Below are 22,224 nucleotides of genomic sequence, written 5' to 3' on the forward strand. Positions count from 1 at the left end.
TCGCTCTAGCAGCAACCGTGCTATTCTGGCTGTAAATCAATGAGGCCAGAACATAGTGGCTCTGAGCCAAGATGACCTTCTAGTTCTTTAGCGGTCTGAAGTCTCTTTGCCTCCTCAGCCGCAAAGCGATCCTTGTTCTCCGTCACACTACGCCTTGCTCCACACTCGTCACGCGATTGTTCATCACCTAATCAGTCATTCAGGTTTTGCGCCCTGAGTTGCACATCTGGACATCATGAGTTGATTGCTTGCGCGAAGCTACCATTCTTCTATGAGTTTCTACCAAGGTCAGCCCGTCTGAGGAGTGCATACCCGTGTACAACTTTTACGGCTGAAAATCCAAATCCTCAGTGATCACAAATCTTTAATTATTTCAATCAGTTCGAGAATTTCCAGATCCCACCAAAAGCCGCCTCGCCAGCCTCATTAATTTCTTGACTTAGATGAGCTTCTGACGTTCAAACCGCCACATCGGACCATACGCCGCCACACCCAACCACAGAGGTTCGTGTCCCCCAAACCCCTTGCCCGGAGCGTCTGACCGTTCCCGCGCTCGCTTTCCTTGAAATCATCCCCGAATAGCTGCCCAACCAACGTAAGCGCCTCCATGGGGTTCGAAACCCGATCTTTCGAAGTCTACGGCTTCAAAATCGACGTGCATGCCGGTGGGCGTCGTGTTTGGCCACCTAGCTTCAAACGCTTCATAAACGAAAAGATGGACTGTGGTAAACTGAGCGTCCGCGAGATCATGAAAACATTCAACGTCTCGCAATCGCAGGTTTACAAGTGGCGAAGTGACGTTCAACACGCAGGACGTATGACAACCGACCTCTGGGAGGAAAGGGTATTTTCCGAGATCGTCGTTCAAGAGAATCCGGTCGAGCCTGATGTTCCTTCCGAGATCGTTCTGCGTAGTAACAAACTCAAGATTACCGTGCCAGCATACCATCCAGTATCAAACCTTATCTCTTTGATCCAAGCGCTCTCATGATCTCGCCATCCGGAAACTTCAAATTCTACACTTGAAGCGCTGTTTGAAGGTCTCGATTGGCAACGAGTTGCTACTCGTCATGTGCGAAAGCCAGTTGCTGTCTGATACCGCAACGCGGACCTTGTGGCAGAATTGATGGAATCCCCGTAGAAGACTGGCGGCTCTTCGCTGTCTGCCAAGTTGGCGAATTGCTGAAACTGTGGGCAGACGTGAATTGACTTTTTTGGATCACGTTGAACAGTTGAATCCCATCCCAAAGAAGATGGTGCCGCAGTAAATGACGTGAGATCCATCGTTGGTCTTCTTTCTTTTCCAGAGAAAGAAGCAATCAAACCGAGGGATCAAACACCTTGCCTTTAATTGTTGCTTCAGGCATCCGCTCCTATTAAATCGCTGGCTCTTTCGCCGATCATGATGGCTGGCGCATTGGTGTTACCACTCACGATTTCCGGCATGATCGAGCAGTCGGCTACTCGTAAGTTCGTTATTCCGTGTACTTTTAGCTTTGCATCTACGACCGATGCTTCGGTGCTTCCCATCGCGCATGTGCCGGTGGGATGATAGATTGATGCGGTGTTTGATCTTACCCACTCCAGTGTGCCTTCATAGTCGTCGCAACTCAGCTGAGCTGTTGGCCGAAATTCCTCTGAAATCTTCGAGGCCAAGGGATTGTGCTTGGCTATTTCGCGCGCGATGTTCACTCCGTCGACAATGGTACGGCAATCCGTTTCAGTGGACAGATAGTTCGGTATTATTTTTAGGTGTTTAGACGGATCCGGGCCGTCCAAACGTAGCTCTCCCCGGCTTTCCGGGCGCAGCTGGCAAACCGACATGGTGAAGGCTGAAAACGGATGTACGCCCTCGCCGGGGCTGTCGGCGGACCAGGGTTGAACGTGGAATTGAATGTCGGGCGTCTCTACATCCGGGCGGGTTTTCATGAATCCGGTAGCAAGGCTGGCGGCCATGGTCATAGGGCCTGCACGGAACAGCGCGTATTTCAGGGCGATGCGCATCTGATTGAACAGGCTGCGGACTTCGTCATTCAGCGTAGGCTCATTGCATTTGTATACTAGCCGGGCCTGCAAGTGGTCCTGTAAACCTTTGCCGACACCTGGTAGGGCGTGCAGCGGCTCGATGCCATTTTCCTTTAGGTGTTCTGGGTCCCCGATTCCTGAAAGCATCAGGATTTGTGGTGAGTTTATGGCCCCGCCGGACAGGATGATTTCGCGTCGGACTGTCAGGTTCTTCTCAGCGCCGGAACGATCTCGGTAGACCAAACCGGTAGCCTTTTTCCCTTCCAGAACCACGCGCGTGACCAGAGCGTTCGTGATGATGTTCAGGTTTTGTCGATCCCGGATGGGTTTCAGATAGGCAACTGCAGCGCTGCACCGGCGGCCATTGCGGGTGGTCAGTTGGAAGTACCCCACCCCCTCTTGTTCTGCACCATTGTAGTCCGGGTTGAACGGATATCCCGCCGCCTGCGCTGCGGCCACCCATGCGTCGCAGATCGGGCGCTGAATACGCATATTGGACACGGACAAAGGCCCGCCAACGCCATGAAATTCATCTTCACCCCGCTCCTGATCCTCGCAGCGCTTGAACAGGGGCAGGACATCGTCCCAACCCCAGCCTTCATTGCCCATTTGTCGCCAGCGGTCGTAGTCCTCTTTCTGTCCACGGACATAGAGCAACCCGTTCAGTGAAGACGAGCCGCCCAGCACCTTGCCGCGCGGCCAATCGATGGATCGCCCGTTCAGCCCTGGGTCAGGTTCGGTGCGATAGCACCAGTCGACCGAGGGGTTATGCATGGTTTTGAAATAACCGACAGGGATGTGAATCCACGGGTTGGTATCGCGGCCACCAGCCTCGAGCAGTGCAACAGTCGCGTTAGGATTGGCGCTGAGCCGGTTGGCAATGACGCAGCCCGAAGACCCAGCGCCCACAACCGCATAATCCACTTCCATGACTGCCTCCTCCTCGTGCCGTTGAAAAAACTCTATGCAAGATGCAAGAATTACACTAGCATTTTTTGATACAAAACGTCTCAATAATTGCAATCAGGGAGGTAAGCAATGGAGATCGGTAAAAAACTAAGTGGGATTTCGCGGCGGGATTTCTTCCGCGTGGCTGGCCGTTATGGAATGAGTTCCACGTTGCTGGCAGCAGGTGGGTTCGGGGGGGCGATGAGTCTGGCGAATCTGGCTCAAGCCGCAGAATCAACTTATGAAAAGCGTTTTTCGAAAGAGCCTAAACACACCCTGAAATTCGGTGCTTCGGGCTTCAACACCCGCAACCTTCTGATCGAACGTGCCGGGGCCATCGAGTTCGCGCGCGATCTGGAAGAACGCACAGACGGTGAGATTCGGATCGAGTTCATCGGTGACAACCAGATCTGTGGTCAGCTCAGCTGTGTTGAAAAAACCCAGCAGGGAATCGTCGATATCTACGCCGCTTCGACTCAGAACTCGGCTGGTGGCGCGCCTTATCTGAACGTACTGGACTACGCCTATATGTTCCCAAGCCGTGCGGCGCAGTACCATTTCTTCTACAGCCCTGCGAGCCAGCGCATTCTCCGCGACCCCCTGGAGAAACGGCATGGGTTGAAGTTTCTGTTTACCCATTGTGAGTTGCGTGGCCTGCAAATGGGCTCGTCGTTTGCCGACAAGCCTACAGTGACCAAACTGGAAGAGCTGTTCGGCACCAAGAACCGCGTGACAGGCACGCAGCTGGGTCGGATAGCGATGCAGCTGCTGAACCTGAACCCGGTACCGGTCGCGTGGGAAGAAACGCTGGACGCCCTGAAAACCGGTCTGATCGACGGGGCCGAAACCTGGGCTTCGGCAGTGGCTTACGCCAATATGGCACCAGTGGTTTCGCAATCGGTGAACCTGAAGTTCTTCTGTGGCACCGAGCATACCTCGATGTCAGCCAAGGTCTTCGACGGTCTCAGCGGCGAGTTGCAGGACGCGGTGATGGAATCCTCGTATTTCACACAGGCTTTGATTCAGGGCGCGAATGAGGCGGCGCTGCTGAACACCGTAGGATTCTCGGACCCGCAACTGCCCAACACGATCTTTGCCGAAAACGGCGTGCGTCCCGCTTTCCTGCCCGACGATCAGATCAAACTGGCCGAAGAGATGTGCGCCCCGAACTATAACCCTGAGCCTTGGGCACAGTGGCGTGAACGTCTGAACAAATGGGCTGGCGGCATCGATACGTATCAGGAAATTTACGATATCGCGCGTGAAATTCCGGCTGACACCCTGCCGGAAAACGTCGAACCGCGCCGTTGGTGGATGGGCCAAGCCTGATAAGCTGATGTGAACTGGCCCCAATCGGGCCGGTTCCAAAAACACACCGACTGGGAGGACGGGGTACATGTCGTTATGGGCAGACATAGGCGCGATCTTCAGCGCCTTTCTCAGCCAGGATTCGTTCGAGATTCAATCCGCTCTGGAATCTGACGCTGCTTGGGTTCTGGGTGCAGTGGTTACTGCATTTGGCGGGCTTCTGGTCATGCTGGTCTATCGAAAGGTGCCCTTTATAGAGCGCCATCTGGAACGATCCGTGATGGTCTATTCGTATCTTACCATTGCGCTAATCATTTTCTGGGGTGTGATCGACCGCTTTGTGTTTAATGATCAAGAGCCATGGTCAACGACCATTCCGCCACTTTTGTTCATGGTAATGGCTTGGTTCGGGGCGTCTTACAACGTACGCCTGCGTACGCACTTGAGCTTTAGCGAATTCCGCACTGCGATGCCGAGGGCAGGTCAGCTGGCTTGCCTGATCCTTGATGCGGTTCTGTGGTTTATTTTCGCGATGATCGTCATCGTCACCACGACCCGGCTGGTGGCGCTTTCTGCATCTAATTTCCAGATCGTACTGGGTACTGACAATGTCATGCAGTGGTGGTTTCTTCTGGCCGCGCCGCTGTCTTTCTTTCTGATGGTCGGACGCGTATTTCAGAACCTCGCTGACGATCTGCATAACTGGACAACAGGCAAGCCGCTGATTCAGCAGGCTGTGATCGGAGCAGACTGATGACAGACGGAACTATGGTCACACTGATCTCGCTTGGGGTTACGTTTCTATTCATGCTGGGCGTGCCAGTTCTGTTGGTGATCGGCTATTGGGTCATCGGCTGTTCCTTTGTCCTCGGTCTGACACTGGACAATATGGGCGCCGAACTGCTGAACGTTTTCAACAAAGGATTTGCCCTGCTGGCGATGCCATTGTTCATCCTGACTGGAGACCTGATCAACAAATCAGGAATTGCGCGGCGCCTCAGCGATTTTGCCTATGCCTGTCTGGGCTGGATACGCGGCGGCTTGGCAATGGCCTCGTTGGGGGCCTGCGGGCTGTTCGCGGCAATTTCGGGGTCCAACTCGGCAACAACAGCAACCATCGGGTCGATGCTGCACCCTGAGATGGTAAAAGGTGGCTATGATGAACGCTTCAGCGCTGCCACCGCAGCTGCGGGTGGAACTGTAGGGATCATCATTCCTCCGTCTATTATCTTTATCGTCTACGGATTCTTGATGAACCTGCCGATATCTGAGCTGTTTGTGGCCGGCATAATTCCTGGTGCGCTGATGGTCATAGGGATGCAGTTCGCCTGCTGGATCATCTGCCGCATGAATGGCTGGGGGCATCTGATCCCGCTGCAATTGAACCGAGTGTTGAAAACCGCGTTCGGTGCTTGGCTTGGCTTCTTTGCCATTGGTTTGGTTCTGTGGGGCATCTACACCGGTAAATTCTCACCCACCGAAGCGGCCGGTGTGACAGTCGGTTTTTGCGTGATCGCAGGCTTGGTCAGCTATCCGATCAACCGCCTTATGGGCGCGCGCAGCAACGTTTCACCGACCGAAAAAAGCTATGCTGAGATGTTCGTGGTCGAAGGTTTCACGATCCCCGAGATCCCGTCAATTGTGATCCGGTCAGCTCAGATCACGGGTATCCTTGCGCCGTTGATTGCGATTTCCGTAGTGATGCAGCAGATTCTGTCCCTTTTGGGTGCGCAAGAAACCATTGGGAGCTTTGTAACCTCAATGGGCGGCTACCACGCGGTTTTGTTCACCTCGATGGTGATCGTGTTTTTCTCGGGCATGGTGCTGGAAAGCTTGCCAGTCACGATCATTCTGGCCCCGATCCTTGCGCCGATTGCGGCCTCGGTCGGCGTTGATCCGATCCACTTCTCGGTGATCTTTCTTGTTGGCGCGTCCATTGGCTTTATCACCCCGCCATACGGCTTGAATCTCTACGTCGCCTCCGGCGTGACCGGCGTGCCGTATTTCCGGTTGCTGCGCTACACGGTGCCGTATCTGGCGGCGCTGCTGTCGGTGTGGATTTTGGTGTCTCTGGTGCCCGATCTGGCCTTGATACTGCTGCCAAATAACTAGAATGTTGCGGGATGCCTGAGACGGAAACACAAGACAAAGAAACTCAGATCCCGACCAACCTGCGCCTTCTTCTTATCCTCGAGGAGGTGGCGCGGCGTGGGGTCGCCGTCAAACCAGCAGACCTGATCGAGACATTGGGACTGGCGAAGCCCACAATCCACCGTCTGTTGCAAACCGCAGAGGCCGAAGGTTTCCTGCAGCGAGATATAGATGGTCGCTCGTATGGCCCTGGGTACCGGCTGCGGTTGCTTTCGGTCAATACCATGTCTTCCGAACACCTTCGTACGGCGCGTTTGGCTATCTTGCGCAGCGTCGCTGAAGACGTCGGTGAGACGTGTAACTTAGCCATCCCAGACCGGGAAGGAATGATCTACCTCGACCGGGTTGAAACGAAATGGCCGCTTCGCATCCAATTGCCGATCGGTACCCAGGTGCCCTTCCATTGCACAGCTAGTGGCAAGATGTACCTGTCTACTCTACGACAGAAGACGTTGGATGGGTTTCTCTCTGCTGGCAATTTACAACCGCAAACCGAACGATCCCTGACGAACCCTAAAGCACTACGCGAGGAAATCCGTAGAGTCGCTGAGAATGGTTACGCGGCGGATGATGAGGAATTCATGGCCGGAATGACGGCCATCGCTGTGCCCATTCGTGATGGACAAGCCAGATTGGTAGGCACACTTTCGGTACATGCTCCAACCCAACGTCACGACGTCAACAGCCTGCTGTCCTTTCTGAACATCCTGCAAAAAGGCGCAGGTGAGCTCTCGGAGATGTTAACGGACTGATCTTTTCAAGCCGCCTGAAGAACCAAACTGTCTGCGCAGTATCATTCGCCGCGTCGGGTCAACCCGTCGTAGGCGGGGATGCCGACGAGAGGCTGCGCGGCGGCTTCCCGCATACTTAGCGTCTTGGGTTTGTGTGCAACCAGACAAACATCTGCTTTAAAGTTCTCTGCCAATGAGCCCGATAAGTCCATCAAATCACCTGCACGGCCGTACACCTCATCACCTACGGCAAAACCTTTCACACCGTCGCCAATCGTAACGACCGGGTCTGGTATTTCAGCAAGCCCGAATAGCGCATCTGGTCCTTAAGAGTTGAGAACAATAGCTTTCGTTGAGGTTTTCCTTTTGTAAAATGGTGTCAGGCCCACGTGGAAACCGCGCACGCCTGACCAGATCATTGTCTTGTGGGCGGTCAGTTGATGTCTTGCACCTGCATCACCAGATCGCCCCATTTGCGCTGGTTCTCGATGTCGTGTTCCAAACCTTGTTCATCCGCGATCATGAAGCGTTTTACGGCCGGAGTTTTGCTGGTCGCCTGATACAACCAATAGGCTTCGGCCTTCAGAGCCTCATCGATGGGCTTGTCGATGGACTCGTAGACCATCTGCTTGCAGGCATTGATCGACTCTGCAGGGAATTGAGCGATCCGTTCGGCCAGCGCGGTCACATACGGGCCGATTTCATCCGCTTCCAAAGCCTTGTTGATAGTGCCCAAACGCTCGGCATCATCTGCGTCGTAGTCTTGTGCACTCAGAATGATCTCAAGCGCTTTGCCAAGGCCGGTTTGACGGGCCATGCGCGAGGCGCCACCGCCGCAGGGAAGGATGCCCATTCCGACCTCCATCTGCATGAACTTGTATTTTCCCCGCGCGGCAAATCGCATATCCAACGCCAAGGCCAATTCGTGCCCGCCACCGCGCGCAAACCCTTCCAGTTTTGCGATGGTCGCCTGTGGCACCTTGCTGATCCGCTCGCAAACTGATTGTAGGTCCAAAAGCTGAGCGTCCCCGCGAGAAACAGCTTCGGTCGACATGTCCTTCAATAACTCGGTATCGTAGTGGCAAACCCAGATTTCCGGGTTGGCCGACTGAAAGATCACGACCTTGGTTTCGCGGTCCCGCTCTAACCGCATGGCCAGACTGTTTAGGTCGGCCAGCATTTCCTGGCCCTGCACGTTCACAGAGCCAAAGTTGAAGGTAACCGTGGCAATGCCGTTTTCAACATTTACGTCAAAGGTTTGAAAGTTCTCGTATTTCATCAGGCCGTCCTTTCTTGGGCCTCGACGCGGCACGCGCGAGGGGTAAGGGAATTTTAAAGGTGGAAGTTCGTGGCGTTTTAGCGCCCAGATGATCAGCCCGTTTGGCTGATCAAGTCTTTGATGGTGTTCATGACGTCGGTAGCGTGGTTTTCGTCGAGTGCTGCGGCATGCGGATCAGCGAAAGCCCCACTGTCATTGTCGAAATAGGCTCCTGACGCGTCAGCAAACCGCACACCCAAGGCTGCGTCAATCAAGATATCAGCGCCAATGTTCATATCGTTGCCAGCCAGGCCAAAGCCTTCTTTCACCATCTTTGAGGCCAAAAGTGATCCGGGATTTACGGCAACCATCACAGGTGCATTGGGCAGCGATTTGGCCCATTCGCGGGTCCAGATGGTGATCGCCAACTTGCTCTGGGCATAGGCTTCCATATCCGCCAGTTGCACATTGCCCTGCATGGCCCGGATGTTCACCGGGGCCTGCGCCGCAGATGACAGGTTCACGACACGCCCGTCGGCAGGAATGACCGGCAGCAGCAGTTTGGTCAGAAGATACGGTGCAAGCGTGTTCACTACAAAGCGGATGTCCTGACCATTTTCCAGCACGGCTTGAGGGGCTTTCAACACACCAGCATTGTTGATCAACACATCCAGTTTGTCATGTCTGGCCTGTACGCTTTCGGCGAGTTTTCGAACCGCGAAGAGATCGCTGAGATCAGCGGCATAGGTTTCGACATCGCCTCCGACGGAAGCAGCCGCGCTCTCCAATTTGGATGCACTGCGGCCATGGAGGAGCACTTTGTGCCCATCAGCGGCCAGTTTCTTGGCCGTAAGCAGGCCAATGCCATCGGTCGAACCTGTAATGAGAATAGTCTTGGTCATCAGTCTGATCCTTCAGGAAAAGTCAGGCAGCACAGTGTCCGCCAGATGTTCGAGGGTTGTATCGATTGGCGCTTGATTGAACCTTAGGTTCAGCGCGACGTGATTGACCCCGAGCGTTTCAATCTCGCACAGATAGTTGCGTAGGAAATCAGTCCCAGACTGAAACCCGAGATGGATTGGGCGCGGAGGTGCAGCAGGGTCGGCAACGACATCGACATAGAGCGATTGCATGACCGGCTTGTCCGGTTGACCTGCCGCCTTCACACGCCTGCGGTAATCCGTGATGACTTGACCCTGAGCCGCCGCATTGCGCGGATATGTCATCCAACCATCTCCGTTCTGCGCTACCCAATCAGGTGTTTGTTGGCTACCACCCGTAATGAGCATCGGCAGGCGCGTTCCATGCGGCTTTGGCAATAGATCAATCCCGCCATTCAGTTTGCCCTGTGCATTTTCATGCGTGGGGTAAGCCGATCCAACCGCGCGGATGTACCCAAAACTATCGCGGAACCGTGCCCCCCGGTCGTCAAAGCCCTGGTTCATCGCCGGGTACTCCTCGGGCCGATCACCGGACGCGATACCCAAAAGCAACCGCCCGCCCGAGAGCACATCTGCTGTCGCTGCTGCCTTGGCGACATGAGCGGGGTGACGCAATGGCAGGATCACACTCGACGTTCCAAGCGCAATCCGATCCGTCGCCGTTGCCAAAGCTCCCAAATAGACAAATGGATCGAAAACTTGCCCGGGGTCACCGAAGCTTGGAACATTAAAGGGCACGTCCCGTAGCCAAAGTGCCGCAAACCCAAGTTCCTCGGCTTTCTGAGCCGCTTCTAGGTGCTCCCGTAGAGTCGGCTCTGCGCCGACGGCATAAGCTTCGAGAGGCAGCACAAGGCCAATGCTCAGTCGTCCGGGACGGAACACTTGGTTGTAGGCCAAATTTATTTGCTCAAACCCAGACAGCTGCGTTTCATCCAACATGTCTGCCCCTCCTCTAATAGCGCACCAAAGTACGGCTTTCGATGCTTTTGCGAACGGTATTGATGTTTGGATCCTCGACCATGTCGAGGGCGCTATGAGCAACCGAAGCCCGGCCTTGATTGTCATAGATGTTGAAGACCGCGACCTCATTCGGCGTCATCTTGGATTGATAGATCCACTCATGTTTGGGGTTGCCCACCAGCCCCATGATTTGTCCCGTGCGGTCGGGATAGATCAGGTCCAATAAAATCCAGTCCGATGGGTCAATTGAAGAGGGGCGAACGAACCCAAGTGGTGCTGAATTGATCGGATGCTCTATCGGACGCCATACATTGACAAAGGCAAAATGACCTTGCGCCCACTCCGTTGCGGCCTCGGCGCCCAGCAAGTCGACAAGCCGCTGTTCGGCTCCGTCCTTGCTGTAGTCGCTATGAACATTGCGCGCCGGTTTACGTATTGCTTCAGGATCGTCCACCCGAACAGTGTGATCAAAAACCACGACCTCTCTCGCACCCAGCCTGTTCTGCAGCATGGCCTTGAGCTCCGCATCGTAAATCGGCTCCCAGCTGTCGCCTGCAAAGTCTCGGACCTGCGTTTCGAGCGGCATGATTTCAACGGCATCGCACGCAAATGAAACCGACGAGGTCGTTGTGCGGTTGTCTGCTAGCACGACAGATGTCGCGAGCAGTTCAGGGCAAATCAGGTTGCCAGCGATCCCGCCAGCATCAAGCTCAAAGGCTTGCCGGTAGGATTTGTGAACATGGTAGTTAACCGTGGCCGTCCGTGTCATTTGCGCCTCGTGCCTAAGCTTTATTGCATCTGTGAAAGAGATTTAACCTCGATCAAATTGCAGATAAACTGCCCAATAATGTATTTATAATTCGGAAAGTGAATATAATGGGTTTGGACACAGACGCTCTTCGATTGTTTATTAGGGCAGCAGACATACTTAACATCAGCGCGGCGGGGCGTGACCTGGGCATGGCCCCAGCGGTCTCCAGCGCAAGGCTTGCCAAGTTGGAGCAGAACCTCGGTATTGAGCTTTTGCACCGCACGACTCGCAAAGTTTCGTTGTCGGTGGAAGGAGCGAATTTCCTGCCTTTCGCACGTGAGATCATTGCGCAGGAGGAGGCGGCACTTGCTGCATTGGGTAGGCAAATGGCAACGATCAAGGGAACATTGCGTTTTACGGCGCCAAGCAGTTTCGCACAGCTCTACATCGCGCCAATCCTGCCTAAGTTTCTTGAACAGCACCCTGATCTCATGCTCGATCTGCGCCTGTCGGATGTGCAGTTCGACCTGATCGAAGGAAGCTATGATCTAGCCCTTAGGAACGCGCCACTTGTCGACACCAGTCTGAAGGGTCGCAAACTGGCTGATGACCAGCGCATTCTATGTGCTGCACCGCAGTACCTCGATACGCATGGCGTTCCCGATACACCAGCCGATTTGACAAGCCACCGTCTGATCGCTTTCCAAAACCTCCAACCTCGGCCACTGACAGGGCCAGCAGGCGAAAACGCCTTTTTTGATCCCGCATCAGCCAAAGGCCAATTGACTATCGATGACGGTCAAAGCCAAGTCCGCGCCACATTAGCGGGGGCCGGTATTTCCTTAAATGCTAGATGGAGCGTGCATGAACAACTGAAGTCAGGCCGTTTGGTGCGTGTTCTTCCAAACTTTGAAGCCAGCGAAGACAGTGTTTTGTGGCTGATCTATCCCAAGTCCAACGTATTATCCCCAAAAGTGCGGGTGTTCATGGACTTTCTGGTTGCAGAGATTGGCGCAAAGCCTCCTTGGGAAACACAAGTGTAATTTAGGTCAATCTCGCTATCGTAATTCCTGTCTCAAATGTCGGAGACAGGCTTTGAGTGGACATGCCTTGTCCTCGTAGGGGACAGATATAGAATATCTCACACATCAATCTCTCTCCTCAATTATTCAAAAAAAGGTCGCGGACAACTCTAAAACCAAATGCTGTAGACCTCGCGTTTTCCGCTCCCCGACCTCTAAATGCCACACGGGAAAAATCCATAGCGGCCCAATACGCACCGCCCCGTATCACTCGAAGCTCACAATTTGGCAAAAGTGACATTTTCAAATATGCACTAGAGCTATCCCAACCCTCGTAAGTATTCGTCCAACAGGACAGAGTATGCTCAGAGACATTGCCTGACATATGTCTCAAGCCCCATAGGTTCTCTGCTTCAAGTTGATTGACTGGAACAGGCTTACCTCTATGAACAAGACCAAGGTTCGGGTCCCCCAACATTATTTGGGTCGCCTTTCCATTAAAGTTTGCCTGCTCGGTAGTTATTTCATCGCCGTGCGCAAAGGCCGTCATGGTTCCAGATCGAGCGGCGTACTCCCATTCAGCTTCCGTCGGCAGTCTATATGAGTTTTTTTCCGACGCTTCCATTCCACCAATGCGTGTAGGCCATTGCATCTGCGTGTGAAACATCCACAACAGGATGGGAACCAGTTAGATTTGCACAAGGAGTATCTTTCTGTAGAGTGCATTTCTGTGGTATGTGCCCTCCGCATCCTCCATCATCTACACAGGTCATCCACTCTTCGTAAGTGACTTCGTTACGACCTATTGCGATAGGGATGTCGATCTTGGCCGTGTGTATTGGCCCTTCTTGATATGCGATATAAGGGTCTTCAGGGGTAGCCATCCGCATAGGGTTCGCGTTTAAGTGAACATTCAGCTTAGATTCTCCCGGCGGCCCTCCCATCATGAATTCCCCAAGTGGTAAGACGATCATTTCGGGGCAAACGTCGCATTCCTGGAACATCTCAAGCGGGGCAACGGTCGTGCCGTCCTCCAGCTGATATTCCGCAGAAGTCGCCGCTGTTGGGAGTGTCAGTAGCGCAGCGAAAGGTAGTATTTTCCGCCACAACCCTAAAGAGTATAGAGTTTCTTGGCCAGTTTTATCGGGGCACGTTCCCAAAAGAGGATTAGACCATCCAAGCATTTTCGCCACTCAAAACTATTAGTCTCAACCAAAATATTCGTTCAATTTCAATTCACTGATCAAACACCGACGAATTGGCAAAGCTCACAAAAAATTTATCAATAGTGAAACTGTTAACGAGTGATGAGCAGTCCATCAGCTTAAGGGCGATCAAAATTTAGGATTTCAATTTTTTTCTTGATGTATTTCTTTTATCTGAACCACACAGGTAATAGATTTTTCCCTTACGTTTCAAACTGGGTAGAGAATCATGAGCCCTGAAGTGACGTGGTGTTACGGCGTTGCTAGAGCGCGAGTTCGCTCCTGTTGCTTCCACAGTGCTTCCAGAGAGATTGACGCGCTACGGCGAGGTCACTTAATCTAGCCCCTAACGCCTTTCTTTCGTATAGAAATTTTGGTTTCGGGAGCAGGATTTGGCCTTTGCCGAACGTCCTCAAAATTGACGTCCTAACGATTCTGTTGTGCGCAATTCTTAACTTAGCCATGATAAGTAGAAAAGTTTGGACGTATGCACTACCGGCATTATTGGGACCGGCGAATTAATCCTCGCGAAACGCACGCTGAAAATACACAGCGAGCGGTTGCGTCAGATAACTTAGCGGAGTCCGGTTCTCGGTCTTGAGGAAGGCTTCGGCCGGCATGCCTGGAACAAGTGAGACATTTTCCAGAGCCTCGAGCGCTGCCACGTCTGGCATGAGGATCGCCTCGTAAAACGTTTCACCTGTGGCTTCATCTCACGCAGCATCAGCGGCAACGCGGACGACTTTACCTGCAACTTCCGGAGTCGTGCGTCGATTGAACGTGGTAAACATCAGCGATACATCCTGACCGGTGTAGACCTGCTCGATATCTGTCGGTGATATCCGTGCGGACACGTGAAGCGGTTGATCTCCGGGCACGATATACATCATTGGATCGGCTGCACGGACTACAGACTGTTCTGCAAAGACGTTTGATCCAAAAGTAATGCCGGCGACAGGCGCTCGACATCGAGTCGGGACAGCCTTTCGATAAGCCCAAGACGCTGCTCTACCAATTCGAGTTCGTTGAAACCTAAGTTCCGTAATCGGCTTATTGCTTCTTCGCGGCGTTGTTCAAAAAGATTAAGTCTCTGGATTTCCGAGCCTGATATCTGTGCGCGTGCTTCTGCAACGCGCGCCGTCAGACTGCCGATTTCTCCTTCGAGCCTAGCTTGGGCGCGTTGCAATTCAAGAAGGCGCGACGCTTTCGTCAGCCCCTGATCAAAGAGGTTTTGTACATCAGCCAGTTCCTGCTCGATGAGCTTGAGTTGGCGATCAAGTGCCCTGCGCTGCGCCTCTACGCCTTCAATTTGCTGTGCAACTTGAGCTTTCTGTTCAGAAATTTGCTGGGCGTTCTGCGCGAGTGATATGCGACGCGCTTCAAAAAGACGTTTCTCCCCTTCCAGTTGCTCTGTGATCTTGCCCTCAGGCACTAACATCAGGTCTGGAGGAGTGTCGAGTGTCACGCTCTCAGTGTCGTCACGCTCGGCTTCGAAGCGCGCCATGCGCGCGAAAATTTCCAAGAGCTGACCTTCGACGATCTAGAGTTCATTTTTTGAGAAATGTATCGTCGAACCGCACAAGCACATCGCCGGCAGCCACTAGATCGCCTTCGCGCGCGAAAATAGCCCAACCACCCCACCGTCTGGATGCTGGATCGCCTGCCGCTCGCTTTCAACCTCGATCACCCCGGAGGCCACCACGGCACCGGCAATCTGCGTCTTGACGCTCCAAACCCCAAGGACACCCAACATCACGATGATCGCCGTTGCACCAATTGTGGTTGGCACGACGGCACTCCAGCTCTCCTTATGTTCTGACATCAGCTTGTCTTTCCGCTGGCGACGCTTTGAACCTAGTTGGCATTCTTCAACGTCGACTTAAAAACTTCGGTCGCGGGCCCTGCGCCGCGACTTTACCCTAGTCCAGAATAACCATGTTGTTACACTCTGAGATCGCCGTCGATCGATGGGTCATAATAACAACAGCTCTGTTGTCCGCCTTCATTTCCCGCACGACCGAGTTTAGGGCCTCAGATCCATCAGCATCCAGTGCCGAGTTCGGCTCGTCGAGAACCAAAAGCACAGGATCGCGATAAAGCGCGCGAGCCAATGCAAGCCGTTGCTTTTGTCCACCCGACAATTGCGCATCGTGGGTTCCGATCCGAGTATTGTACCCGTCGGGGAGTCTCTGAATAATGTCGTGCACTCGCGCTTTTTTGGCGGCCTTGATGACAAGTTCAGAATCCGGGTTTAGGTCCACTAGCGCTATGTTTTCGGCGACACTACCTTCAAAAGCACAACGTCCTGTGGAAGATAGCCAATGTGCCGACCCAATTGATCCGGGCCATAATGTTCCAGCTTAGCCCCATTTAGACGCACCTCACCGGCGACGGGCGTCAAAAGACCTACGATCACGCGGGCAAGAGTGGTTTTGCCGGAACCGCTCTTTCCGATTACACCGAGCGATTCTCCTGGCGAAACCTCGACCTTCACGTATTTCAGGATCGGTTCATCGCCTCGGCGGACAACAAAAGACACATTATTGACAGGGAGTTTGGCCTCGGGTTGCGATAACTCAAGAGGTGGCTCACGCTCGCAGTTGTCGGCAAGAAAGGTATTCAGGCGCTTCCCGCTGGATAGCGCATTCTGCACGATTTACCAGCTTCCAAGACTCTGCTCGACCGGTGCGAGAGCACGGCCCATCAGAATAGAGGCCGCAATCATGGCTCCTGCGCTGATTTCATTTTGTAAAACGAGCCAGGCGCCAACCGCCAGATTTGCAGATTGAAGGAAGAGCCTGAATGCTTTGCTACTGGCGGTGAAAGAGCCCGTCCAATCGGTGGCAGCGATCGTACGTTTAACACCTTCCGCTCGCATGTCTCGCCAGCGCTTTACCATTGCTTGCGACATGCCCTGTGCCCAGATGAGTTCGCCCCCTTCTTCGGCTTGAGCCGCGAAGCGATCTGCCCGGTGTGAGAGCCCGTTGGCCTCGGTAAGCCTTTGTAAGTTACGAATTGGTTAATGAAAGCGACAGCGATCAGAGTCATGCCGCCTGTGCCGGCCATCCATCCCAGATAGGGATGGAAGATAAAAATGCAGCCGATAAAAATGGGGGTTCATGGAAGATCAAGTAGCGACAAGAGAACTGGAGCTGTGAAGAAAGTTCGAATTGAGGCCAGCGCGTCGAGCGGGGCGGTCTGCTTATGTTGTCCACCATGTACGGCGGTGTCTTCAAGTACGGCTCGGAAAACGGACTCGTCGAAAGCCGTCTGAAACCGGGCACCGGCACGCGCAGCGATGAGCCCGTAAAACAGGTAAAGAATCGCGACAAGACCGAACAAAACAACCAGGGTTTCCTCTGACCGAGAGGCAAGCACCCGGTCATAGACCTGAAGCATGAAGAGAGGCCCTGTCAGCATCAAAAGGTTGGTGAAAACGATGACCGTTGCGACAAGCCGACGAATATGCGGTCGGATCTTCTTAGGTTTGTCGCCACCGTAGTCGAAACCACGAGAGATGCCCGCCAATACATTCTGTAAACGACAGCGGTTTTAAAACCGGCTCCATCCCGGCACAAAATAGGTAGGGTTCTCAAGGAAATTTCCCTAAAGGAGTCGCGAGGGTGTCATTGCAAACTTGTCTGCTTTGCCCTGAAGTTGGCAGCCTCCTAATATCGGTCTCAATTATCCCGATTATTCTGCAGAAGTTTTACCAACCAAAGCCCTCCCTCGTCTCAAACCTGTTCATTCCGACAGAGCCAACGGCGCTTACTGTGCTAAAATTGCAGATTAGGCGACCCCGAAGACTACATCGTCACTTGTCAGGTACAGAACATTATCAAGATGGATTGAGCCACCGGAATACTCTACCAAAACCCCAGAATCCTGCGTCGTGACTGTCAGGTCGTCGATCGACGTCTCTGGACCGCTGAATGCAAGTACATCTTGTCCGTTCGTGAAATCAGAAATCTGGTCATTTCCGTTGGAGCCGTAGAAGTCGAAATAGTCATCTCCGTCACCGCCGAACAAGACATCATTTCCGCCGCCCCCGAAAATGTAATTGTCGCCATCATTGCCAACTATCGTATCATCGAAAGAAGAGCCAATAGCGTCTTCGATCTCTGTCCCGTGAGCGATAGCAATGTTGTTGCTACCTGACTGGCTAACGGTACTAAATGAACCCTCGCGCAAATCGATTTCAACGCCATGCGTTGAAGCTGAGAGGTCGATGGCATCACGCCCACCCGCATCCCAGATAATTTCAACAGTCTCGGACAACGCATCGAAGTCATATACGTCGTCGGTTGTTCTAGTGGTCTCGTTGGCTCCATATAAATATTGGATAGCCGCGACGTCATACAATAGCATCGAACTTGCCTCGCCGTCGAAGGACGGATGCACATAATCCGACATCACAGTATATTGCCGATTCAACTCATCAAGCGGCAGGTTTTCTGGGTGCTGAAGCCCCAATACATGCCCGATTTCATGAACCAGCGTTTTGTATTCCTCAGTCCCAGGCTCAAAAGAAAGTCCTGACAATGATGAATCGATCCAGACATCTCCGGCAGGTGCGCCAACGGTATAGGCATTCGGGTAATAGGCTAACCCTCGGGCGGACCCGCCGATATCCGCGATCCCGAATACAATGCTGGCTTCTTCAAGTGGGGCTTCGACGAACGTAATGTCCGCGAACTCCGAAATACTGGAAAGCGCGCTACGCGTAATCGCCTGCATTTCTGCCGTGAAAGCTTCGAAGTCCGTCCAGGCAAAATGGCCGTCGTGGTAGTAATCTGGTGTCGCAGTAGCGAACGAATAAGTTACAGTGACGCTTGTCCCGACCGGATCGTTGGGGTTCAGCCGATACTCGTCTCCAGCAATCAGCCCTGTAACATAATAAGGGACATCCGGCTCTGAGGCACCCTCGACTTCTATTGTCACAACTGCGGAAGAACTACCTCCGTGACCGTCTTCAACTGTATAGCTGAAAGTGTCAGCTCCGGTGAAACCCATGGCCGCAGTATAGCTGAACGTCCCGTCGGCGTTCACAACGACTGATCCATTGTTAGCGCTAACCGCATCGTATTTCGTAATGGTCAGCGTATCACCATCGCCGTCGCTGTCATTTTCTAGAATACTGGCCGAACTCTCGAGAGTTTCACCCTCAACGGCCATAACAGTATCGTTGACAGCGACTGGGGCCGAGTTGTCGTCAACAATCTCCATCGTCACCTGCGCAGTCGAGGTGCGCCCTCGGTCGTCAACAACGGTATAGCTGAAAGTGTCCGCGCCAGAGACCCCTTCATAAGGAACATAAGTGAGGGTCCCGTCTTCGTTGATTGTTACTGCACCGGACACACCTTCCGTTACAGAAGCTATTCGCAATCCCGCGCCAAGGTCATTCGTTAGAACAGCCAGGATCACCACACCATCCCTCTGCACCGTCCCATAGTCGTCAAGCGCTTGCGGCGAATCAGCGTTTGGATCGTCGGGCGTTTCCAAGTCTACGACCAACAATTCTATGTCAGAAAAGGACAGCACCTCGACATCTATCAGGTGGTCCCGCTCGCCAGAAGAAGAGGTGACATAAATACTTTCACCCACTATTTCGAAAGAGTAGTCTTCCAACTTCCCTTCAAAGCGAACGGTGTCATACCCCTCGCCACCGTCGATCAGGTCAAATCCCTCACCGCCCAGCAAAGTATCGTCGCCGGCAAAACCCAGGATCGTGTCGTCGCCATCCAAGCCAGAAAAAATGTTGTCCCCGTCGTTGCCTTCGAGAACATTGTCAAGCTCATTGCCGGTTCCATTGAGATCGTCGACGCCATCCAGGAAAAGGTTTTCCACATTATCATCAAGCGCATAGTCCACGCTCGAGACAACGGTATCTATGCCGCCATTCTTTCTTTCGCTAATGGAAATTCCAGATGAATGAACGAAATAGGTATCGTCTCCGCGCCCACCTTTTAGCACGGTATTGCCGCCGTGACCGGCGCTGCCCTTGCCCTTAGCCATCTCTTGCCCTCAAACTTCCCGCTTTTGTAAATTTTGCGGTTGGATTGTTGATAAATGTCGAACAATGGTGGTCGCAAGAGCTGCCGAAATTTGGGCGTTTTTTGGGCAAGACTTCGCTCGGAAAGCAGGCAAAAAGTCACCTGGTGGCACCTACCTTTACGCGAACCATTTTCGGCGCGCTCGCCTGACCTTTTGAAAACGTTGAGAAATTTGGAACACTGTGGTAGCGTGCTACCACAGTTTGAAGGAGAACCTGTTTTCTGGCATGGGGGTGCCAATGTCGTGGTTCACATCTCTTAAAGTCAAAAAATCGAAATTATAGAAACCTTAGCTGTGCGAATCCGTTTCAGCGGTGCACGGCCTTATTGTGACTTTATCTGGCTCATCATCTGCCCCCCAACAAAGCCGTCTCCTTCTGAGCACATTATTGCGTCTGGATTGACTGCTGGAATCTGAAGTTATCCGAGACATAAAATTTGAGCGGTGCATCTCGGTGTCTTCATTGCTTCCAGTGTAAACCATTGGGGGAAGTGTTATGGCACTTACGATTAATATTGACGGCATTACTGGTATTGATGAATCCCTTGGTGACCAACAGCAAGACATTGTTGGAACCCCTGCCGTTTTCCCGACTGATGTAGAGTCGGTTTTCAACACCGCGTTGGCGGCCTATAGCGCAACGGTCACAGGCTATAGCGTGGCAGTCGGTGATGCGATTGAGATCGCGGGCGATCCCACTGACGGGACCGGCGGCAATGATGTACAGATCACCGCTGATCCCCCGATCACTGGGCTGAGTCTGACTGACGATAGCGGGTTCTTATTCGATGGGGCATTTGATTCCGGCCTCGACTCGCTTGCGGGAAACAACATCAATCTCTTGTCGGCTGCGAACGACAATGTCGTTTTGGGAATTGATGCGGTTACCCAGGAAGTCATCTTTGCGATTTACCTGGAAGAAGTCACTGATCCGGTCAGCGGCAATATCATCGGCGGCGATTTCTGGATCGCCTTGTTCGAGCCGATAAAACATCCGAATGGGAGCAACCCCGACGATGTTGTGGATTTAGCCAACAAGGTCTTTGTCTCGGCCGAGCAGGTCATCGACTTCTCATTCGAGGGCGCTCCGTCCGGCCAGAACGAGTTCATGGCCTTCAGTTCGGGGAATGTCACGATTGTGGCCTCAGGCGAGACCAACGGCGATTCAGTGAACAGTGGCCAGGGTGCCAATCTGGGCGACGGTTCAGATAAAACCGCGCTTGGTACCAACTCACAGGACATTGGCGCTGGAGAGATTTTGAACTTCAATTTCACCACTGGGTTTGACACCGAATATATCGTACCCGGGCTGACCCCCACCGAGGCCAGTGACCAGAACAACATTCTATTCACGGACGTGTTCCAGACGACCGGTGCGGCGTTCAATGTTGTGAAGGTCACTGGAGGTGGCCCAACCACAAACCCCTTGGTCCATCTGTCTGCGTGGAATACCGAAGGCGCGGGCATCAATCTTGAGACCGGAACAGATTTCATATCCGGCCATAGCGATGATGATCAGGTGAACATTACCGCAGTCTTCGTGAATGGTGTCGACGTCACCGGCGACCCAACGATGGTTCAGGATAACGGTGACGGCACATTTACCGTAATCGGCGCGGTTGAAAATGACCGCATCAGTATCGTGGCTCCGTCCTTCAACCGGATAGCAATCAAAAACGACGGCGATGATCAGGTCGCGTTCAGTATTCAGGCCTTCAGCCTGGAAAGCACCTCCTCCGAACGGGCCGAGGCGGGATCCAAGCTCGATTTTTACGACGATGGTCCCTCCCAAGGCGCGCAGGATGTCAATCTGACGGTTTATGAGGACGCCTTGACCGGCGGCAACCTTGACGGCACGGGTGACGTGCTGGTCGCGACTGACAACCTGAGCGGCATATTCCAATCCGGCCAGGACGCACCGGGCCTGGGTTTTGGCGCAGATTCGACGAAAGACGGAACGACGCTGAACAGTGACGACGGTCAAACGTTTGACGTTGAGGTGAATAAAGGTGTTAACGTCGACGTGGGCGGCACGACCTATAACGACGAAGTCATCCTGTCGATCAGCGGCACCGATCATCTCCGGATTCTCGTGAATACCGACGGAGATATCCGGCTGGAACTGCTCGCCGCTGTCGAGCACGGCGCGGTAACGACGGGCAACCCCGACGACGACATCCTTGGGATTGGCCTTGGGGAACTCTTCGAAGCCTTTGACGAGGATGGTGACAAGCAGAATTTCTCAGCGAATGATGTCCGCGGCCTCATTGAGGACGACGCACCCCTCTTTGACATTGAGCTTGGTACAGGTGGATTGCAGACAGACGACGCAGATCTGGCAGGCGGTCCGGACACCGACACCAAGGGCGTCGACGAATTGTTTACGGTCGAAACCAATTCACCGGGTGCCGACGGCAATGGTGGCCTTGTCTACTCGTTGGCATTGAGCGCTGCCTCAGTTACAACAACTTTGAAGGACACCGCCACCGGCAACACCGTGTACCTGTTTGACGAACTCGGCGACATCGTCGGTCGTGAAGGTACGGATGCCTCTAACGCCGCAACCGGCGACGTCGTGTTCTCGGTCTCGGTCAACAGCAGCACCGGCGCCGTGACGCTGACCCAGGAACGGGCGGTCGAGCACAGTTCGGCTGACACTGAAGCGCCATATAACGGCGACACTGTCGGGCTGGGTCTTGGCGCCGGGGATTACATTAACCTGGTCGGCACTCTCAGCGATACTGAGACACCACCGGACCAAGCCACCGATGCCGTCAACATTGCGCCTGCCATATCGTTCACCGATGACGGGCCAGCCTTCGCAATGGAGTTGGCAGGCCAAGCCCTGCAGACGGATGATGCTGCTCTGA

Annotated in this window: 23 protein-coding genes; 7 read left to right on the forward strand and 16 right to left on the reverse strand. The window is 53.5% G+C overall.

Going from position 1 to position 22,224, the window contains the following annotated elements; translation table 11 throughout:
- Positions 1-607 precede the first annotated feature (607 nt).
- The gene (locus tag GOW48_RS21715) at positions 608-991 is read left to right on the forward strand and encodes a helix-turn-helix domain-containing protein (RefSeq protein ID WP_170756157.1); all 384 of its coding nucleotides are present in this window, start codon (positions 608-610) and stop codon (positions 989-991) included.
- 368 nt (positions 992-1,359) lie between these two features.
- Here the strand turns inward: GOW48_RS21715 and GOW48_RS21720 are convergent, their stop codons facing one another.
- Positions 1,360-2,955, reverse strand: coding sequence for a GMC family oxidoreductase (locus tag GOW48_RS21720; RefSeq protein WP_170756158.1), 1,596 nt, complete (start codon positions 2,953-2,955; stop codon positions 1,360-1,362).
- A gap of 108 nt (positions 2,956-3,063) precedes the next feature.
- On the opposite strand from GOW48_RS21720, the gene GOW48_RS21725 reads away from it, so the two are divergent.
- From GOW48_RS21725 to GOW48_RS21740, 4 genes are all read left to right on the forward strand, one after another.
- Positions 3,064-4,302, forward strand: coding sequence for a TRAP transporter substrate-binding protein (locus tag GOW48_RS21725; protein ID WP_170356762.1), 1,239 nt, complete (start codon positions 3,064-3,066; stop codon positions 4,300-4,302).
- A 67-nt stretch (positions 4,303-4,369) separates the two neighbouring features.
- Entirely contained in the window at positions 4,370-5,035 is a 666-nt protein-coding gene (locus GOW48_RS21730) for a TRAP transporter small permease (protein ID WP_170756159.1), read from the forward strand.
- Positions 5,035-6,393, forward strand: a complete 1,359-nt coding sequence (locus GOW48_RS21735) for a TRAP transporter large permease (protein ID WP_170356766.1) — start codon at positions 5,035-5,037, stop codon at positions 6,391-6,393. Before GOW48_RS21730 ends, GOW48_RS21735 begins: the two co-directional genes overlap by 1 nt.
- Positions 6,394-6,404: 11 nt before the next feature.
- Positions 6,405-7,184 (forward strand): IclR family transcriptional regulator, encoded by a 780-nt coding sequence (locus GOW48_RS21740; RefSeq protein WP_170756160.1) that lies wholly within the window; start codon positions 6,405-6,407, stop codon positions 7,182-7,184.
- Between the two features lie 412 nt (positions 7,185-7,596).
- Here the strand turns inward: GOW48_RS21740 and GOW48_RS21750 are convergent, their stop codons facing one another.
- The 4 genes from GOW48_RS21750 to GOW48_RS21765 all read right to left on the reverse strand — a co-directional run bounded on the left by GOW48_RS21750 (position 7,597) and on the right by GOW48_RS21765 (position 11,091).
- Positions 7,597-8,442 carry an enoyl-CoA hydratase/isomerase family protein gene (locus tag GOW48_RS21750; RefSeq protein WP_170756161.1) on the reverse strand — a complete coding sequence of 282 codons (846 nt, stop codon included), beginning with the start codon at positions 8,440-8,442 and terminating at the stop codon, positions 7,597-7,599.
- A gap of 92 nt (positions 8,443-8,534) precedes the next feature.
- Positions 8,535-9,323 (reverse strand): SDR family NAD(P)-dependent oxidoreductase, encoded by a 789-nt coding sequence (locus GOW48_RS21755; protein ID WP_170756162.1) that lies wholly within the window; start codon positions 9,321-9,323, stop codon positions 8,535-8,537.
- Between the two features lie 12 nt (positions 9,324-9,335).
- Positions 9,336-10,301 carry an LLM class oxidoreductase gene (locus GOW48_RS21760; protein WP_170756163.1) on the reverse strand — a complete coding sequence of 322 codons (966 nt, stop codon included), beginning with the start codon at positions 10,299-10,301 and terminating at the stop codon, positions 9,336-9,338.
- Between the two features lie 13 nt (positions 10,302-10,314).
- Positions 10,315-11,091 (reverse strand): CmcJ/NvfI family oxidoreductase, encoded by a 777-nt coding sequence (locus tag GOW48_RS21765; RefSeq protein ID WP_170756164.1) that lies wholly within the window; start codon positions 11,089-11,091, stop codon positions 10,315-10,317.
- Between the two features lie 113 nt (positions 11,092-11,204).
- Between GOW48_RS21765 and GOW48_RS21770 the strand changes: the two genes are divergently transcribed.
- Positions 11,205-12,116 carry a LysR family transcriptional regulator gene (locus tag GOW48_RS21770; RefSeq protein WP_170756172.1) on the forward strand — a complete coding sequence of 304 codons (912 nt, stop codon included), beginning with the start codon at positions 11,205-11,207 and terminating at the stop codon, positions 12,114-12,116.
- Positions 12,117-12,234: 118 nt separating this feature from the next.
- Here GOW48_RS21770 and GOW48_RS22835 read toward each other — a convergent pair whose 3' ends face one another.
- The 11 genes from GOW48_RS22835 to GOW48_RS22685 all read right to left on the reverse strand — a co-directional run bounded on the left by GOW48_RS22835 (position 12,235) and on the right by GOW48_RS22685 (position 19,315).
- Complete coding sequence (locus GOW48_RS22835) at positions 12,235-12,762, reverse strand: formylglycine-generating enzyme family protein (RefSeq protein ID WP_414478927.1); 528 nt, start codon at positions 12,760-12,762, stop codon at positions 12,235-12,237.
- Positions 12,692-13,279 carry a formylglycine-generating enzyme family protein gene (locus GOW48_RS22840; RefSeq protein ID WP_170756569.1) on the reverse strand — a complete coding sequence of 196 codons (588 nt, stop codon included), beginning with the start codon at positions 13,277-13,279 and terminating at the stop codon, positions 12,692-12,694. The genes GOW48_RS22835 and GOW48_RS22840 overlap by 71 nt, the downstream gene beginning before the upstream one ends.
- 539 nt (positions 13,280-13,818) lie before the next feature.
- The gene (locus tag GOW48_RS22540; protein WP_234899577.1) at positions 13,819-13,974 is read right to left on the reverse strand and encodes a hypothetical protein; all 156 of its coding nucleotides are present in this window, start codon (positions 13,972-13,974) and stop codon (positions 13,819-13,821) included.
- A 39-nt stretch (positions 13,975-14,013) separates the two neighbouring features.
- Entirely contained in the window at positions 14,014-14,316 is a 303-nt protein-coding gene (locus tag GOW48_RS22750) for an HlyD family efflux transporter periplasmic adaptor subunit (RefSeq protein WP_331251855.1), read from the reverse strand.
- Positions 14,208-14,822 carry an HlyD family secretion protein gene (locus tag GOW48_RS22550; protein WP_234899578.1) on the reverse strand — a complete coding sequence of 205 codons (615 nt, stop codon included), beginning with the start codon at positions 14,820-14,822 and terminating at the stop codon, positions 14,208-14,210. The genes GOW48_RS22750 and GOW48_RS22550 overlap by 109 nt, the downstream gene beginning before the upstream one ends.
- Before the next feature lie 78 nt (positions 14,823-14,900).
- Positions 14,901-15,122 carry a hypothetical protein gene (locus GOW48_RS22555; RefSeq protein ID WP_234899579.1) on the reverse strand — a complete coding sequence of 74 codons (222 nt, stop codon included), beginning with the start codon at positions 15,120-15,122 and terminating at the stop codon, positions 14,901-14,903.
- Between the two features lie 97 nt (positions 15,123-15,219).
- On the reverse strand, positions 15,220-15,561 hold the full coding sequence (locus tag GOW48_RS22675) for an ATP-binding cassette domain-containing protein (protein ID WP_170756167.1): 342 nt from the start codon (positions 15,559-15,561) through the stop codon (positions 15,220-15,222).
- A 5-nt stretch (positions 15,562-15,566) separates the two neighbouring features.
- Positions 15,567-15,953 carry an ATP-binding cassette domain-containing protein gene (locus tag GOW48_RS22755; RefSeq protein ID WP_170756168.1) on the reverse strand — a complete coding sequence of 129 codons (387 nt, stop codon included), beginning with the start codon at positions 15,951-15,953 and terminating at the stop codon, positions 15,567-15,569.
- 3 nt (positions 15,954-15,956) lie between these two features.
- Positions 15,957-16,211, reverse strand: coding sequence for a hypothetical protein (locus GOW48_RS21800; RefSeq protein ID WP_170756169.1), 255 nt, complete (start codon positions 16,209-16,211; stop codon positions 15,957-15,959).
- Between the two features lie 206 nt (positions 16,212-16,417).
- A complete protein-coding gene (locus tag GOW48_RS21805) occupies positions 16,418-16,699 on the reverse strand; it encodes a hypothetical protein (protein ID WP_170756570.1) in 282 nt (93 codons plus the stop codon).
- Positions 16,700-17,089: 390 nt separating this feature from the next.
- The gene (locus GOW48_RS22685; RefSeq protein WP_170756171.1) at positions 17,090-19,315 is read right to left on the reverse strand and encodes an Ig-like domain-containing protein; all 2,226 of its coding nucleotides are present in this window, start codon (positions 19,313-19,315) and stop codon (positions 17,090-17,092) included.
- A 535-nt stretch (positions 19,316-19,850) separates the two neighbouring features.
- On the opposite strand from GOW48_RS22685, the gene GOW48_RS21815 reads away from it, so the two are divergent.
- Positions 19,851-22,224, forward strand: a 2,374-nt coding sequence (locus GOW48_RS21815) for a DUF5801 repeats-in-toxin domain-containing protein (protein ID WP_214648704.1), incomplete at its 3' end; no start/stop codon positions are given.

The sequence above is a fragment of the Ruegeria lacuscaerulensis genome (assembly GCF_013033355.1).
GTDB classification, from domain to species: domain Bacteria; phylum Pseudomonadota; class Alphaproteobacteria; order Rhodobacterales; family Rhodobacteraceae; genus Ruegeria; species Ruegeria lacuscaerulensis_A.